The following is a 14,364-nucleotide window of genomic DNA, read 5'->3' on the forward strand; positions in this document are numbered from 1 at the left end:
ATTTCAGCGGGACGCTGAAACGGGAAAGCCCCTCCCGAGGAAGGGGCCATAAATAAGGAAAGGGTCATGATGAAGTGGATCATCATCGTGGTGCTCTTAGTCATAAGCTTCCCGGCTTACTAAGACTACCAGGGCGGGGGAAACCCCGCTCAACCCTCACTCCTGAAAGTATGCCTTCACGGTCAGATTGTCAATCTGCAGGCTTTGCAGTCTGCGATCCTGCCAGCAAATATTCTTTGCGAGACGTTACGCAATAATCACACTGGAAACTATTTTATCTGCAAGTCAGCGATAGACTAAGTGCATGGCGAAAGGAGGTAAGCCGACGATTTCAGCGGGACGCTGAAACGGGAAAGCCCCTCCCGAGGAAGGGGCCTTAAATAAGGAAAGGGTCATGATGAAGCTACTCATCATCGTGGTGCTCTTAGTCATAAGCTTCCCCGCTTACTAAGACTACCAGGGCGGGGGAAACCCCGCTCTACCCTCACTCCTGAAAGTATGCCTTCACGATAAGATTGTCAATCCGCAGGCTTTGTAGTCTGCGATCCTGCCAGCAAATATTCTTTGCGAGTCGTTACGCAATAATCACAGAGGAAACTATTTTATTCACGCGTTAGCGATAGACTGCATTCAGGGCGAAAGGAGGTAAGCCGATGATTTCAGCGGGACGCTGAAACGGGAAAGCCTCTCCCGAAGAAGAGGGCTTTTAATAAGGAAAGGGTTATGATGAAGCATGTCATCATACTGGTGATACTCTTAGTGATTAGCTTCCAGGCTTACTAAGAACACCAGGGGGAGGGGGAAACCTCTCCCTAACCCTCACTCCTGAAATTATGTCACTCCGCCCTTAGTGTCAATCGACGGCTCTCCGTTCTTGCGAGGCGAATAGCAAAATTATCTACGCCGCCGGGCCTAATTCTGAAAGTTTCTTCGTTTGTTCTTATTTCATTATTGCAGTCGGTATGATACCGGACCTCAATAATTCTCTAAGAAAGGATTTCTTATGAGCGAACAAATCACGTTTGCCACCAGCGATTTTGCCAGTAACCCGGAACCACGTTGCCCCTGCATTTTGCTGCTGGATGTTTCTGGCTCGATGAGCGGCAGACCTATTAATGAACTTAACGCCGGATTGGTGACCTTTCGTGATGAACTGCTTGCCGATCCGCTGGCTTTAAAAAGAGTGGAACTCGGCATTGTGACGTTCGGCCCGGTGCATGTGGAACAACCCTTTACCAGCGCCGCTAACTTTTTCCCGCCCATCCTGTTTGCCCAGGGGGATACGCCAATGGGGGCCGCCATTACCAAAGCCCTGGATATGGTTGAAGAGAGGAAACGTGAGTACCGCGCAAATGGTATTTCGTATTATCGCCCGTGGATTTTCCTGATCACCGATGGCGCTCCAACCGATGAGTGGCAGGCTGCCGCCAACAAAGTGTTTCAGGGGGAAGAAGATAAGAAGTTTGCCTTCTTTTCCATCGGTGTTCAGGGGGCGGATATGAAGACGCTGGCACAAATCAGCGTTCGTCAGCCTTTGCCTCTGCAAGGATTACAATTCCGTGAACTGTTTAGCTGGTTATCCAGTTCGCTGCGTTCGGTTTCCCGCTCCACGCCGGGAACGGAAGTTGTGCTGGAAGCGCCAAAAGGCTGGACGTCAGTGTGAGCTGGCGTCTGGTTTATGCATCCGCTGTTGGAACGTCGCACATTAGCGCTGATTTACCTTGTCAGGATGCCTGCCAGATGCAGGTTGCCTGGTTAAACGATCAGCAACCATTACTGGTGATGTTTCTTGCTGATGGTGCAGGCAGCGTCTCGCAGGGTGGCGAAGGCGCGATGCTCGCCGTCAATGAAGCGATGGCTTATATGTCGCAAAAAGTGCAGGGTGGGGAATTGGGGCTTAATGATTTCCTCGCCACGGATATTGTGCTGACTATTCGTCAGCGACTTTTTGCCGAGGCAGAGGCCAAAGAATTAGCGGTTCGCGATTTTGCCTGCACGTTTATGGGATTGATTTCATCGGCTAATGGCACCTTGATTATGCAGATTGGCGATGGCGGCGTGGTGGTAGATTTCGGTCATGGTCTGCAATTGCCGCTTACGCCGATGGTGGGTGAATATGCCAATATGACGCACTTCATTACCGATGAAGATGCCGTTTCCAGACTGGAAACTTTCACCAGCACTGAGCGTGTGCATAAAGTTGCAGCATTTACGGATGGTATCCAGCGACTGGCGTTAAATATGTTGGATAATTCTCCACATGTGCCTTTCTTTACCCCGTTTTTCAATGGACTGGCGTCAGCAACGCAGGAACAACTCGATTTATTACCTGAATTGTTAAAGCAGTTTTTGTCCAGCCCAGCGGTAAACGAGCGTACCGATGATGATAAAACGTTAGCACTGGCGCTGTGGGCAGAGTGAGTTTCTCATGGCGGTTGAAGACAACAATTCAACCGCCAGTTTAAACAATAAATATAACGGCTGATTAGCGAACTAATTTTGCTCTAAGCTCGTCGGCTTCTTCTTTTGGATAGGTGACCAATAAAGGATCAATGGTATAACCGCCGTAAATTTTATCCCCGCGCGTATACATCCAGTCTGAAATATCTTCTTTCTTGATTTTCCACTCCTGGCCATATTCTACGTTTGTAACAATACCAGGGTCATTGCTGATTACGCCAATAAACATGCCGTTAGAATAAGTGACATCCGTGAGCCAGAAATGCTCGGTTCTTCCGTGATCGGTTATCGGGGCTTTGACTGCGAAAGTATCGGCATCTTTTTTATTCATAACCTCGATGAATTTATCGGTTTCTTTCCGCGCATGTTTAATCGCGTCAGACATCGCTTGTTTATCATAACCTCCTGTCACTAACGTATCCGAAACTTCACTAAAGCCCGCGGTAGTAAAAAATAGCAGGCTCAACATGAGTAATATCTTTTTCATTTTTTCTCCAGAATCTCTGTGTAGTAAAAGTTAGCAAAACCTGTGGAAGTGAATCATTATCAGGTTGGAATTGAATTGTATCCTGATGAAATTACATTATCATTTTTATTCTTGAGTGGGCTCTTCCCATATAGAAATAATTATAATGGGCAGTGTTATTATTCATTGAAATATAATATTGCTGCCCTTGAAACATTATGAAGACAAATATAAAAGTATTTACATCAACAGGTGAAATGACCACTCTCGGTCTTGAACTGGGCAAAGGCGGTGAAGGCGCGGTTTATGATATCAATGAGTTTGTCGATAGCGTCGCCAAGATTTATCACACGCCGCCACCCGCCTTAAAACAGGACAAACTTGCCTTTATGGCTGCGACAGCTGACGCGCAATTGTTGAATTATGTCGCCTGGCCGCAGGCAACGCTTCACGGTGGACGAGGCGGAAAAGTTATCGGTTTTATGATGCCAAAAGTTTCTGGTAAAGAACCGATTCATATGATCTATAGCCCGGCACATCGTCGTCAACGTTACCCTCATTGGGCGTGGGATTTTCTACTCTATGTTGCGCGCAATATTGCTTCATCTTTTGCTACGGTTCACGAGCACGGGCACGTCGTGGGTGACGTAAACCAGAACAGTTTTATGGTAGGTCGCGACAGCAAAGTGGTGTTGATTGATAGCGACTCCTTTCAGATTAACGCCAATGGCACACTGCATTTATGCGAAGTCGGCGTGTCGCATTTTACGCCGCCAGAGCTACAAACCTTGTCGTCATTTGTCGGCTTTGAACGCACAGAAAATCACGATAATTTTGGCCTTGCGTTGCTGATTTTTCACGTCTTGTTTGGTGGCCGGCATCCTTATTCTGGTGTGCCGCTTATCTCTGATGCGGGTAATGCGCTGGAGACGGATATTACCCATTTCCGTTATGCCTACGCGTCAGATAATCAGCGACGTGGTTTAAAACCGCCGCCACGATCGATTCCGCTATCGATGTTACCGAGTGATGTTGAAGCCATGTTTCAGCAGGCATTCACGGAAAGTGGCGTGGCAACCGGGCGTCCGACGGCTAAAGCGTGGGTAGCGGCACTTGATTCTCTGCGCCAACAGTTAAAGAAATGTACCGTTTCGGCAATGCATGTTTATCCCGGTCATTTGGCTGACTGCCCATGGTGTGCGCTGGATAATCAAGGTGTTATCTATTTTATTGATCTCGGCGAAGAGGTCATTACCACCGGCGGGGATTTTGTGCTGGCAAAAGTCTGGGCGATGGTGATGGCGTCAGTAGCACCGCCAGCATTGCAACTGCCATTACCCGATCATTTCCAACCGACTGGCAGGCCGCTTCCTTTAGGCCTGTTACGGCGCGAATACATCATTCTGCTTGAGATCGCACTGTCAGCATTATCGCTGCTGCTTTGCGGCCTTCAGGCAGAACCGCGTTATATTATTTTGGTTCCTGTGCTGGCGGCTATCTGGATTATTGGCAGTCTGACAAGCAAAGCGTACAAAGCAGAAGTTCAGCAACGCCGTGAGGCATTTAATCGTGCGAAAATGGACTATGACCATTTAGTCCGCCAGATCCAGCAGGTAGGCGGCCTGGAAGGTTTTATCGCCAAACGGACGATGCTCGAAAAAATGAAGGACGAAATTCTCGGGTTACCGGAAGAAGAGAAACGCGCTCTGGCAGCACTTCATGACACTGCAAGGGAACGGCAGAAGCAGAAGTTTCTGGAGGGATTTTTTATTGATGTTGCCTCTATTCCCGGCGTTGGCCCTGCGCGTAAAGCGGCGTTACGGTCTTTTGGTATTGAAACAGCCGCAGATGTTACCCGTCGTGGCGTTAAGCAAGTGAAAGGGTTTGGCGACCATCTGACCCAGGCGGTTATCGACTGGAAAGCGAGCTGTGAACGCCGTTTTGTGTTCAGGCCGAATGAAGCGATAACGCCAGCAGACAGACAAGCGGTAATGGCGAAAATGACCGCCAAACGACATCGGCTGGAATCGACGTTGACTGTCGGCGCGACAGAGTTGCAGCGATTCCGCCTTCATGCTCCAGCACGGACCATGCCGTTGATGGAACCTTTACGTCAGGCGGCAGAAAAACTGGCTCAGGCGCAGGCAGATTTAAGCCGCTGCTGAGCCATTTTCTTTTAACGAAACACCACTTCCGCCCAGCGTGCCAGCCCGGCGGTGACGGAGCCAAAGTCATCGCCGCCTGCAATCGGAATTCCCGGCAACTGTTCTGCCAGCGCTTTTTTAATCAGCGGCGAACGGGCGCTACCGCCGGTCAGGTAGATAACGTCCGGTTTTTCCTGGGCGTTATCCAGGGCCAGTTGCACCTGTTCCAGAATCCGCGCCAGTGGCTGGCTGAGGGCGCTTTCCAGCCCTTGCTGGCTAATCAGCGTAGCCAGTTCATCGCTGATAAACGGCAGTGAGGCGCGGGTTTCCGCTACGCTTGAAAGAGCAATTTTGCACTCTTCTGCGCTACGCACCAGGCGATAGCTTAAACGCTGACGCCAGACTTTCTGTAGCAGGGCCACTTTTTCCGGTTCGCGGGCATCGCGTACCAGATCGTTAAGCAGACGACCGTTGGCACTACTGTAGAAATCACTCTGCGCAGGTACGTCGTTGATGGCAACCGCATTCCACCACGGCAGAATCGGCAGGGCGATGCCTTTTTCGGTTTCGCCACCCATGCCCAGTAACGGCATCAGGTTTTTAAACGCCAGTGCGATGTCCAGATCGTTACCGCCAATACGGCAACCACTGTGACCCAGCAGGCTGGCTTCACGATCGAGACGCGAACGCCACTGCGGCCCCATCAGCAGCAATGAACAGTCAGTCGTACCACCGCCGATATCCACCACCAGCACCCGTTTTTCTTCCTGCAAGGTGGCTTCGTAATCCAGCCCAGCCGCGACCGGCTCGTACTGGAATACCACGTCCCTGAATCCGGCACGCTTCGCCGCGCGTTCCAGAATCCCTTGCGCCTGGGCGTTTGCTTCATCGCCGCCCAGCCCCTGGAAGTTGATCGGGCGACCAATCACCGCCTGAGTAATCGCTTCTGGCAGCTGCGCCTGCGCCTGCTGGCGAATGTGCAACATCATTGCGCAGACCAGATCCTCAAACAGCGCTACCTGCTGCGGTTTTAAGCCGCTGGCACCGAGGAACGATTTTGGTGATTTCACAAACCACACTTCTTCTGGATCATCAATGTACTGTGCCAGTGAGGAAAGACCGAACTGCACGCTTTTCGCCGTAACATCGATATCTTCTTCGCGGTTATAACGAATCGCCCGACGTAACAGCGCCTGCGTTTCATCGTCGTCTGCCGGAACATCATGATGGCGGTACAGCCATTCACTTACTGCTTCACGCGTTGGCGCGCAAAGCATTGAAGGCAGCAGCGTGCTGTCGTTTTCCATTTTCAGTAATTGCGGTTTACCGTCACGCATGACCGCCACTGAACAGTTTGCTGTACCGTAATCAAAACCAATAAACACGAATTAATCCCCATGCCGGTGAAGAAGGGGCGTGACTTTAGCGAAATGTTGCCGTCGCGACAACCGGAATATGAAAGCAAAGCGTAGCGTCTGAATAACGTTTATGCTGAAAGCGGATGAATAAGGAGATGCGATGTATACCCTGAACTGGCAGCCGCCGTATGACTGGTCGTGGATGTTGGGATTTCTCGCCGCCCGTGCGGTGAGTGGTGTGGAAACGGTCGCTGAGGATTATTATGCCCGTAGTCTGGCGGTGGGCGAATATCGCGGCGTGGTGACTGCTATTCCGGATATAGCCCGCCATACTCTGCACATAAATTTAAGTGCAGGTTTAGAACCCGTTGCCGCTGAGTGTCTGGCGAAAATGAGCCGCCTGTTTGATCTGCAATGTAACCCGCAGATTGTTAACGGTGCGTTGGGCAAGTTAGGCGCGGCGCGGCCCGGATTGCGTTTACCCGGCTGTATTGATGCTTTTGAGCAGGGTGTGCGGGCGATTTTAGGCCAACTGGTGAGCGTGGCGATGGCGGCAAAATTGACTGCCAAAGTTGTACAGCTTTATGGCGAACGGCTGGATGATTTTCCGGAGTATATCTGCTTCCCCACGCCTCAGCGGCTGGCAGCAGCCGACCCGCAGGCATTAAAAGCGTTAGGCATGCCGTTGAAACGGGCAGAGGCACTGATTCATCTGGCAAATGCGGCGCTGGAGGGCAGCTTACCAATGACAATTCCGGGCGATGTGGAGCAGGCGATGAAAACGCTGCAAACTTTTCCGGGTATCGGGCGCTGGACGGCGAATTATTTCGCTTTGCGTGGCTGGCAGGCGAAAGATGTTTTTCTGCCGGATGATTATCTGATTAAACAGCGATTTCCGGGGATGACACCGGCACAAATCCGCCGTTATGCCGAGCGCTGGAAGCCCTGGCGTTCTTATGCGCTGTTGCATATCTGGTATACGGAAGGCTGGCAACCAGACGGAACGGACGAATTGTAGGCCTGATACGTCGCATCAGGCAATGGGCAAACGCTCCCTCAGTTAATCGCGAAATAACTGCTATTCACCAGCAAATCCAGCGGTTGGGCATCGGCAATCACATCACCATAAATCAGATCGACGCCGATGCCAGAAAGCGTATCCATCACTAAGGGTAAAACGACTGGCCCGGCGATGGTTTTCATCCCGAGTCGCTGAGCGTGCCCCTGAATAATCGTAATCAGCATCTCATCCATCAAATTACCCTGCACGTTGGCGCATAACTCACCATCAAGTAGCAGGTAATCTGCCATATTCGCTTTCAGCGAGTTGAAGATTTGCAGATCGCGGCCCACCTGGCTGAGCACTATCCGACATCCCGCCAGCCGCAGTTTTTGCACGCTTACTGCGTGATCTAAAATCGCTTCAGCCGGAATAATCAGATGTAATAACCGTGGTGGTAGAGGGCTATTTTCCAGCTGCTCAAGCAGATCATTCACCAGCGTGGCGCTACTCAAACCGGCAACGGAAAGAGGGAGGGCGATGCTTATGCCTTTACTGGCAACCGCTTTTGCGGCCTGCTGGAAAAATTCGTGGAATACCCGTCGGTCAAGAGCATGGCTAAGTGCCGGATCGCTGAAGCTACGACGAAATTTTTGTTCATCAATAATCTCGCCTTCGCAACTCCAGAGCTTAAGTGAAATCAGCCACAAATTACGCGCTTCCGGGATCCGCGGCGAAGCGACACCGTGGGCGATCATCATCAACTGATTCTCTTTAATCATCCGCCACTGTTCATCAAGCGACATCGCCGCCCGTTCGCTATGTGCGGCAGCTTGCTGTGGTTCGTAAACCGTCACCCGGCCCCGTCCACCATTTTTGGAGGCATAACAGGCGATATCAGCCTGCGACATCACTTCTGCCGCCTGATGATTGTTGTCATCAATCAAGGTAATCCCGGCACTGGCACCTACCCGATGCACACGGCCTTCCCATATAAAGTGATAATCATTCACGGCACTGATAATGCGTGTAGCGATAAAACGCGCACTTTCGATATTACAGTCTGGCAACAGTAGACCAAATTCATCACCACCGAGTCGCGCCAGCACGTCGCTGGAGCGCAGCATACTCAGCATCAACGACGCCAGTTCGCGCAGTAAAGCGTCACCCGCCGCATGCCCGGCGCTGTCATTCACCGCTTTAAAGCGATCAAGATCGATAAACACCAGGGCATGTCGCTGATGTGTACTGTTTACCGTTTGCAGCAGGATACGCAGTTGTTTCTCAAAACTGGCGCGGTTGGCGAGATGCGTCAGTGCATCATGGGAGGCGCTGTAGCTCAGCTGGCGCAGCATTTTGCGTGATTCGGTAACGTCCTGAATCACCAGAACCGAACCAATATTGCTGCCGTCCAGAGTACTTAACGGCGTAATACTGTAATGCACGTCGTAACTGCCGCCGCTCCGACAGTGCAACACCACATCTTGTTCGATCGCGGAACGTGAGGTGTCGGCACTGTAAATGTTCTCCATTAATGGTCCGTTGTCGCCAAAAGTAATATGCAACACCGTCAGGAGCGGAACACCTAACGCTTCTTCCTGCGTCCAGCCGCTCATCTTCTCCGCCACTGGATTCATAAAGGTAATTTTCATCGCCATATCAATACAGACCACGGCTTCACCGATGGAATCAAGCGTAATGTGCAGGCGCTCTTTTTCCTGAAACAATGCCTCGTTAAGCTGTTTAACCTCGGTCATATCCATATTAATGCCGAGCAGGCGTTCGACTTCGCCTTCTTTATTCAGTACCCGGTTGGCGAGGGCGCGGATATGGCGAATACCGTCTTTTACGGTAATGCGAAATTCCAGCTTAAAGGGCGAGCGTGATTGCAACGAATCACGAATCACTTTTTCGGCATGCTGGCGATCTTCCGGCAGCACGCACTCGTACCACACCTGCCAGTTCGGTTTGATATGCGGAGGAATTTCATACAGCTCGAACATCCGCTTATCCCAGCTAAAAATATTCGGCTTCAGCTCCCACTCCCAGATGCCAATCCCGCCCGCTTCGTTAGCCAGCGTGATGCGCTCCATCAGTTGCTGATTCACCTGTTCGGTGCGTTTTAGCTCGTTAATGTCTTCAATCTGAGCGATAAAATAGAGCGGCGTGCCATCCGTGTGGCGCACCAGTGAGACGGCAAGCAACGCCCAGACAACATCGCCATTGCGGTTGTAGTAGCGTTTTTCCATTGAATAGGTGTTTATTTCACCGCTTATCAGCTTTTCAACCTGTTGGAGATCTTTATTGAGATCCTCCGGCCAGGTCAGTTGCTGAAAGGTGAGTCCGCGCAGCTCTTCCTGACTGTACCCGAGAAACTGGCAGAGCGCTTTGTTGGTTTGCAGCCATTGTCCCTCGGTGCCCACTAACGCCATACCGATAGCGGAATATTCCATGGCGTTCCGAAAACGGGTTTCGCTTTCGGAAATGTGTTTGCGTTCCGCACGAAAGGCATACATCACCATGGTCATGATGTTGGCGGGCAGCAGGATCAGCAAAAACGGTAGCCACGGCATATGGCTCATCAGGTATGTACGCGGCGTAGCAAGCAGGGAGGGATCCGCGGCCATCATCAGCGACACCATCATCACCGTGGTAAGGAAGATCAAAAAGGCTTCCATTCGTGGCAGGCGCACGGCGCTCCACATCAACAGCACAATAATGAAAGTAAAAGGCCACGGCAGATACAGCATCGAAAGCCAGCTTAACGTCAGTGTGATGGCTAACGTGAGCAGCGACTCAAAAAGCAACCGTGGGTTGCGATGGCGCAGCAGATAGTGTGGTTTAAATAACAATCCCAGCGGCACCAGTGCCAGAGCGCCGATGGATTCTGACAGTACCCATATCAAAAATGCCCTGAGAGGATCGTCTCCGGGCGTCAGCAGGACAACCAGACCCCCCCCCAACAGAGGCGGAACAATGGCGCTGCCGAGTGCCAGACGCAGCCAGTCAGCCAGATTTTGCAAGGGGTTATACCACGGCAGCAATTTACGTAGCAGCACTGCCCCGACCACGGCTTCAACCATATTGATGGTCGTCCAGGTCATGTTCAGCGAGCTGGTGGAAAAAAGCAGGATGGATGCGGCGATATTTCCCAGCGAACAGCTCAGCGCAATTCCCGGCCACATGCGCCCGGCATGGCGATAAAACGCCACCATCATGATGGACGTCGGGAACCACAGTGGGGCGAGTTGGGTGCCAAACTGCGAAAGCTCAAGCGAGAAAAGGGTAAAGATAAACGAGACTAAACCTAAACTGACCAGGTGAAGCAGCGGGTGGGGCAGGGCAATTAATACATGCTGTGATTGTTTGCTCATTACCGCTTTATCCGCAAGACCAGGTCGCCAGTATTCGTTTCTATGTTTATGCTAGTACAAAAGTTTTACATTTTATATGCGAATTGCTCATAAAGTGACGTAAAGGCGGATAATTTGCGCAACTGCGTATAACATTTTTTACCTTACATAAAACTGATCAACGTAATTTGCCACCGGGAATTCTTTGTCAACAATTAACTCTGAGCGCGCGGCAACGCTATTCGACTGGTATCAGACGGATGAAATCCCTATAATTGCCGCGTTTGGCGCTTCGTCGCCCCCTTCCTAACATCCAGGTTAATCAGGTCGCTAAATATATGACTGATCAGTCTCATCAGTGCGTCATTATCGGTATCGCTGGCGCATCGGCTTCCGGCAAGAGTCTTATTGCCAGTACCCTTTATCGTGAATTACGTGAGCAAGTCGGTGATGAACACATCGGCGTAATTCCCGAAGACTGCTATTACAAAGATCAAAGCCATCTGTCGATGGAAGAACGCGTTAAGACCAACTACGACCATCCCAGCGCGATGGATCACAGCCTGTTGCTTGAGCATTTACAAGCGTTGAAACGCGGCTCGGCAATTGACCTGCCGGTTTACAGCTATGTTGAACATACGCGTATGAAAGAAACGGTGACGGTTGAGCCGAAGAAGGTCATCATTCTCGAAGGCATTTTGTTGCTGACGGATGCGCGTTTGCGTGACGAACTTAACTTCTCCATTTTCGTTGATACCCCGCTGGATATCTGCCTGATGCGCCGCATCAAGCGTGACGTTAACGAGCGTGGGCGTTCAATGGATTCCGTGATGGCGCAATATCAAAAAACCGTGCGCCCGATGTTCCTGCAATTCATTGAGCCTTCTAAACAATATGCGGACATTATCGTGCCGCGCGGCGGGAAAAACCGCATCGCGATCGATATATTGAAAGCGAAAATAAGTCAGTTCTTTGAATAAGCTTGATAAATTGTGTACCGTTCAGTGATAACCTGGTATGCCCTTGACGTAATTGGCGTTAAGGGAGTGATGCGCGAAAGGAGAAAATGCCATGCGTCTGTGTGACCGAGATATTGAAGCCTGGCTTGATGAAGGCCGTTTGTCGATCAACCCACGTCCGCCAGTGGAGCGTATTAACGGCGCGACGGTGGATGTACGCCTGGGCAATAAATTTCGTACCTTCCGTGGTCACACGGCAGCGTTTATCGATCTGAGCGGTCCCAAAGATGAAGTGAGCGCCGCGCTTGACCGCGTGATGAGCGATGAGATCGTTCTCGACGAGGGCGAGGCGTTCTATCTTCACCCAGGAGAGCTGGCGCTGGCGGTGACGCTGGAGTCGGTGACGCTGCCAGCCGATCTGGTGGGCTGGCTGGACGGGCGTTCCTCTTTGGCGCGTCTGGGGCTGATGGTGCACGTCACCGCGCACCGTATCGATCCGGGCTGGTCTGGTTGCATTGTGCTGGAGTTCTACAACTCCGGTAAGCTGCCGCTGGCGCTGCGTCCGGGCATGTTAATTGGTGCGCTGAGCTTTGAGCCGCTTTCCGGCCCGGCGGCGCGACCTTACAACCGCCGTGAAGATGCGAAATATCGCAACCAGCAGGGCGCGGTAGCCAGCCGAATCGATAAAGACTAATTCAGGCCCATTGAGGATACCATGAGACGATTTCTGACGACGCTGATGATACTCCTGGTCGTGCTGGTGGCCGGGTTATCTGCGTTAGTGTTGCTGGTGAATCCGAATGATTTCCGCGACTATATGGTCAAGCAAGTTGCTGCACGTAGCGGTTATCAATTGCAGCTCGACGGGCCACTGCGTTGGCACGTCTGGCCGCAGCTTAGTATCCTCTCCGGGCGAATGTCTCTCACCGCCCAGGGCGCAAGCCAGCCACTGGTTCGCGCCGACAACATGCGTCTGGACGTGGCGCTTTTACCACTACTGAGTCATCAACTGAGCGTTAAGCAGGTGATGCTAAAAGGGGCAGTGATCCAACTGACGCCGCAGACGGAAGCGGTGCGCAGTGAAGACGCTCCGGTTGCACCGCGCGACAATACCTTGCCGGATCTGTCAGACGATCGCGGATGGTCGTTTGATATATCCAGTCTTAAGGTGGCGGACAGCGTGCTGGTGTTCCAGCATGAAGATGACGAGCAGGTGACAATCCGCAATATCCGCCTGCAAATGGAACAAGATCCCCAACATCGTGGCTCATTTGAGTTCTCCGGGCGGGTTAATCGCGATCAGCGCGATCTCACGATATCCCTTAACGGTACGGTAGATGCTTCTGATTATCCGCATGATTTAACGGCGGCTATTGAACAAATTAACTGGCAGTTGCAGGGTGCAGATTTACCAAAACAAGGTATTCAGGGGCAGGGGAGTTTCCAGGCCCAGTGGCAGGAGTCACATAAACGCCTTTCATTTAACCAAATCAGCTTGACCGCCAATAACAGCACGCTGAGCGGGCAAGCACAGGTCACGCTGACAGAGAAACCTGAATGGCAGCTGAGACTGCAATTCCCGCAACTGAATCTTGACAACCTCATCCCGCTTAATGAAACAGCGAATGGTGAAAACGGTGCCGCGCAGCAGGGGCAGAGCCAATCAACATTGCCGCGCCCGGTCATTTCTTCGCGTATTGATGAACCGGCATATCAGGGACTGCAAGGCTTTACGGCTGATATTTTGTTGCAGGCCAGTAACGTGCGCTGGCGCGGAATGAATTTTACAGATGTTGCCACGCAAATGACCAACAAGTCGGGTTTGCTGGAAATTACTCAACTGCAGGGCAAGCTTAACGGTGGACAGGTTTCACTGCCGGGCACGCTGGACGCGACATCAATAAATCCGCGGATAAACTTCCAGCCACGGCTGGAAAACGTTGAGATTGGTACCATTCTGAAGGCGTTTAACTATCCGATTTCGTTGACCGGAAAAATGTCACTGGCTGGTGATTTCTCCGGTGCTGACATAGATGCCGACGCATTCCGCCACAACTGGCAAGGACAGGCACATGTCGAAATGACCGACACGCGCATGGAAGGGATGAACTTCCAGCAGATGATTCAGCAAGCGGTAGAGCGTAATGGCGGTGATGTGAAGGCCGCTGAAAACTTTGATAACGTGACGCGGCTTGACCGCTTTACCACCGATTTGACGTTGAAGGATGGCGTCGTGACGTTAAACGACATGCAAGGTCAATCGCCTGTGCTGGCGCTGACAGGGGAAGGCATGTTGAATCTGGCAGATCAAACCTGCGACACCCAGTTTGATATTCGGGTCGTGGGTGGCTGGAACGGGGAAAGCAAACTGATTGATTTCCTCAAAGAAACGCCAGTACCGCTGCGGGTTTATGGCAACTGGCAGCAACTCAATTACAGTCTGCAAGTGGATCAGTTACTGCGCAAACATCTACAGGACGAAGCGAAACGTCGCCTGAATGACTGGGCCGAGCGGAATAAAGATTCCCGCAATGGCAAAGATGTGAAGAAGTTGCTGGAGAAGATGTAGGTTACCAGGTGACCTGTCCTGTAGGCCTGATAAGACGCGTAAAGCGTCGCATCAG

General features: G+C 51.5%; 13 protein-coding genes. 10 read left to right on the forward strand and 3 right to left on the reverse strand.

Going from position 1 to position 14,364, the window contains the following annotated elements:
- Positions 1-66 precede the first annotated feature (66 nt).
- From BEB54_RS01915 to BEB54_RS01935, 5 genes are all read left to right on the forward strand, one after another.
- On the forward strand, positions 67-123 hold the full coding sequence (locus tag BEB54_RS01915; protein ID WP_012767741.1) for a type I toxin-antitoxin system Ibs family toxin: 57 nt from the start codon (positions 67-69) through the stop codon (positions 121-123).
- A 271-nt stretch (positions 124-394) separates the two neighbouring features.
- A complete protein-coding gene (locus BEB54_RS01920) occupies positions 395-451 on the forward strand; it encodes a type I toxin-antitoxin system Ibs family toxin (protein ID WP_001386899.1) in 57 nt (18 codons plus the stop codon).
- Positions 452-723: 272 nt separating this feature from the next.
- Positions 724-783 carry a type I toxin-antitoxin system toxin IbsA gene (gene ibsA / locus BEB54_RS01925; RefSeq protein WP_010723109.1) on the forward strand — a complete coding sequence of 20 codons (60 nt, stop codon included), beginning with the start codon at positions 724-726 and terminating at the stop codon, positions 781-783.
- Positions 784-1,003: 220 nt separating this feature from the next.
- Positions 1,004-1,663, forward strand: a complete 660-nt coding sequence (locus BEB54_RS01930; protein WP_000003176.1) for a vWA domain-containing protein — start codon at positions 1,004-1,006, stop codon at positions 1,661-1,663.
- The gene (locus BEB54_RS01935; protein ID WP_105282117.1) at positions 1,660-2,421 is read left to right on the forward strand and encodes a PP2C family serine/threonine-protein phosphatase; all 762 of its coding nucleotides are present in this window, start codon (positions 1,660-1,662) and stop codon (positions 2,419-2,421) included. The genes BEB54_RS01930 and BEB54_RS01935 overlap by 4 nt, the downstream gene beginning before the upstream one ends.
- 64 nt (positions 2,422-2,485) lie before the next feature.
- On the opposite strand, the gene BEB54_RS01940 is transcribed toward BEB54_RS01935, so the two are convergent.
- Positions 2,486-2,947: a YegJ family protein gene (locus BEB54_RS01940; protein WP_000722348.1), complete on the reverse strand. Its 462-nt coding sequence runs from the start codon at positions 2,945-2,947 to the stop codon at positions 2,486-2,488.
- 197 nt (positions 2,948-3,144) lie between these two features.
- Here BEB54_RS01940 and yegI point away from each other — a divergent pair, with 197 nt between their 5' ends.
- Positions 3,145-5,091, forward strand: coding sequence for a protein kinase YegI (gene yegI, locus BEB54_RS01945; RefSeq protein ID WP_000856114.1), 1,947 nt, complete (start codon positions 3,145-3,147; stop codon positions 5,089-5,091).
- An 11-nt stretch (positions 5,092-5,102) separates the two neighbouring features.
- On the opposite strand, the gene yegD is transcribed toward yegI, so the two are convergent.
- Positions 5,103-6,455: a molecular chaperone gene (gene yegD, locus BEB54_RS01950; protein WP_000469734.1), complete on the reverse strand. Its 1,353-nt coding sequence runs from the start codon at positions 6,453-6,455 to the stop codon at positions 5,103-5,105.
- Between the two features lie 133 nt (positions 6,456-6,588).
- Here yegD and alkA point away from each other — a divergent pair, with 133 nt between their 5' ends.
- Complete coding sequence (gene alkA, locus BEB54_RS01955) at positions 6,589-7,446, forward strand: DNA-3-methyladenine glycosylase 2 (protein ID WP_000288410.1); 858 nt, start codon at positions 6,589-6,591, stop codon at positions 7,444-7,446.
- A 38-nt stretch (positions 7,447-7,484) separates the two neighbouring features.
- Here the strand turns inward: alkA and BEB54_RS01960 are convergent, their stop codons facing one another.
- A complete protein-coding gene (locus BEB54_RS01960) occupies positions 7,485-10,802 on the reverse strand; it encodes a diguanylate cyclase (RefSeq protein WP_000043794.1) in 3,318 nt (1,105 codons plus the stop codon).
- Between the two features lie 317 nt (positions 10,803-11,119).
- Here BEB54_RS01960 and udk point away from each other — a divergent pair, with 317 nt between their 5' ends.
- The 3 genes from udk (at position 11,120) to asmA (ending at position 14,309) form a co-directional block, all read left to right on the forward strand.
- Entirely contained in the window at positions 11,120-11,761 is a 642-nt protein-coding gene (udk, locus tag BEB54_RS01965; protein ID WP_001295424.1) for a uridine kinase, read from the forward strand.
- Positions 11,762-11,852: 91 nt separating this feature from the next.
- The gene (gene dcd, locus BEB54_RS01970; protein ID WP_001234767.1) at positions 11,853-12,434 is read left to right on the forward strand and encodes a dCTP deaminase; all 582 of its coding nucleotides are present in this window, start codon (positions 11,853-11,855) and stop codon (positions 12,432-12,434) included.
- A gap of 21 nt (positions 12,435-12,455) precedes the next feature.
- The gene (gene asmA, locus BEB54_RS01975) at positions 12,456-14,309 is read left to right on the forward strand and encodes an outer membrane assembly protein AsmA (protein ID WP_001252344.1); all 1,854 of its coding nucleotides are present in this window, start codon (positions 12,456-12,458) and stop codon (positions 14,307-14,309) included.
- The last annotated feature ends 55 nt before the right edge of the window (positions 14,310-14,364 follow it).

Source organism: Escherichia sp. MOD1-EC6021 (assembly GCF_002965245.1).
Classification (GTDB): domain Bacteria; phylum Pseudomonadota; class Gammaproteobacteria; order Enterobacterales; family Enterobacteriaceae; genus Escherichia; species Escherichia coli_F.

Bases quoted from the DNA above. Each gene is read 5' to 3' on its own strand.
- BEB54_RS01930 (WP_000003176.1), top strand. From the start codon at position 1,004: ATGAGCGAACAAATCACGTTTGCCACCAGCGATTTTGCCAGTAACCCG.
- BEB54_RS01940 (WP_000722348.1), bottom strand. From the start codon at position 2,947: ATGAAAAAGATATTACTCATGTTGAGCCTGCTATTTTTTACTACCGCG.
- yegI (WP_000856114.1), top strand. From the start codon at position 3,145: ATGAAGACAAATATAAAAGTATTTACATCAACAGGTGAAATGACCACT.
- alkA (WP_000288410.1), top strand. From the start codon at position 6,589: ATGTATACCCTGAACTGGCAGCCGCCGTATGACTGGTCGTGGATGTTG.
- BEB54_RS01960 (WP_000043794.1), bottom strand. From the start codon at position 10,802: ATGAGCAAACAATCACAGCATGTATTAATTGCCCTGCCCCACCCGCTG.
- udk (WP_001295424.1), top strand. From the start codon at position 11,120: ATGACTGATCAGTCTCATCAGTGCGTCATTATCGGTATCGCTGGCGCA.
- dcd (WP_001234767.1), top strand. From the start codon at position 11,853: ATGCGTCTGTGTGACCGAGATATTGAAGCCTGGCTTGATGAAGGCCGT.
- asmA (WP_001252344.1), top strand. From the start codon at position 12,456: ATGAGACGATTTCTGACGACGCTGATGATACTCCTGGTCGTGCTGGTG.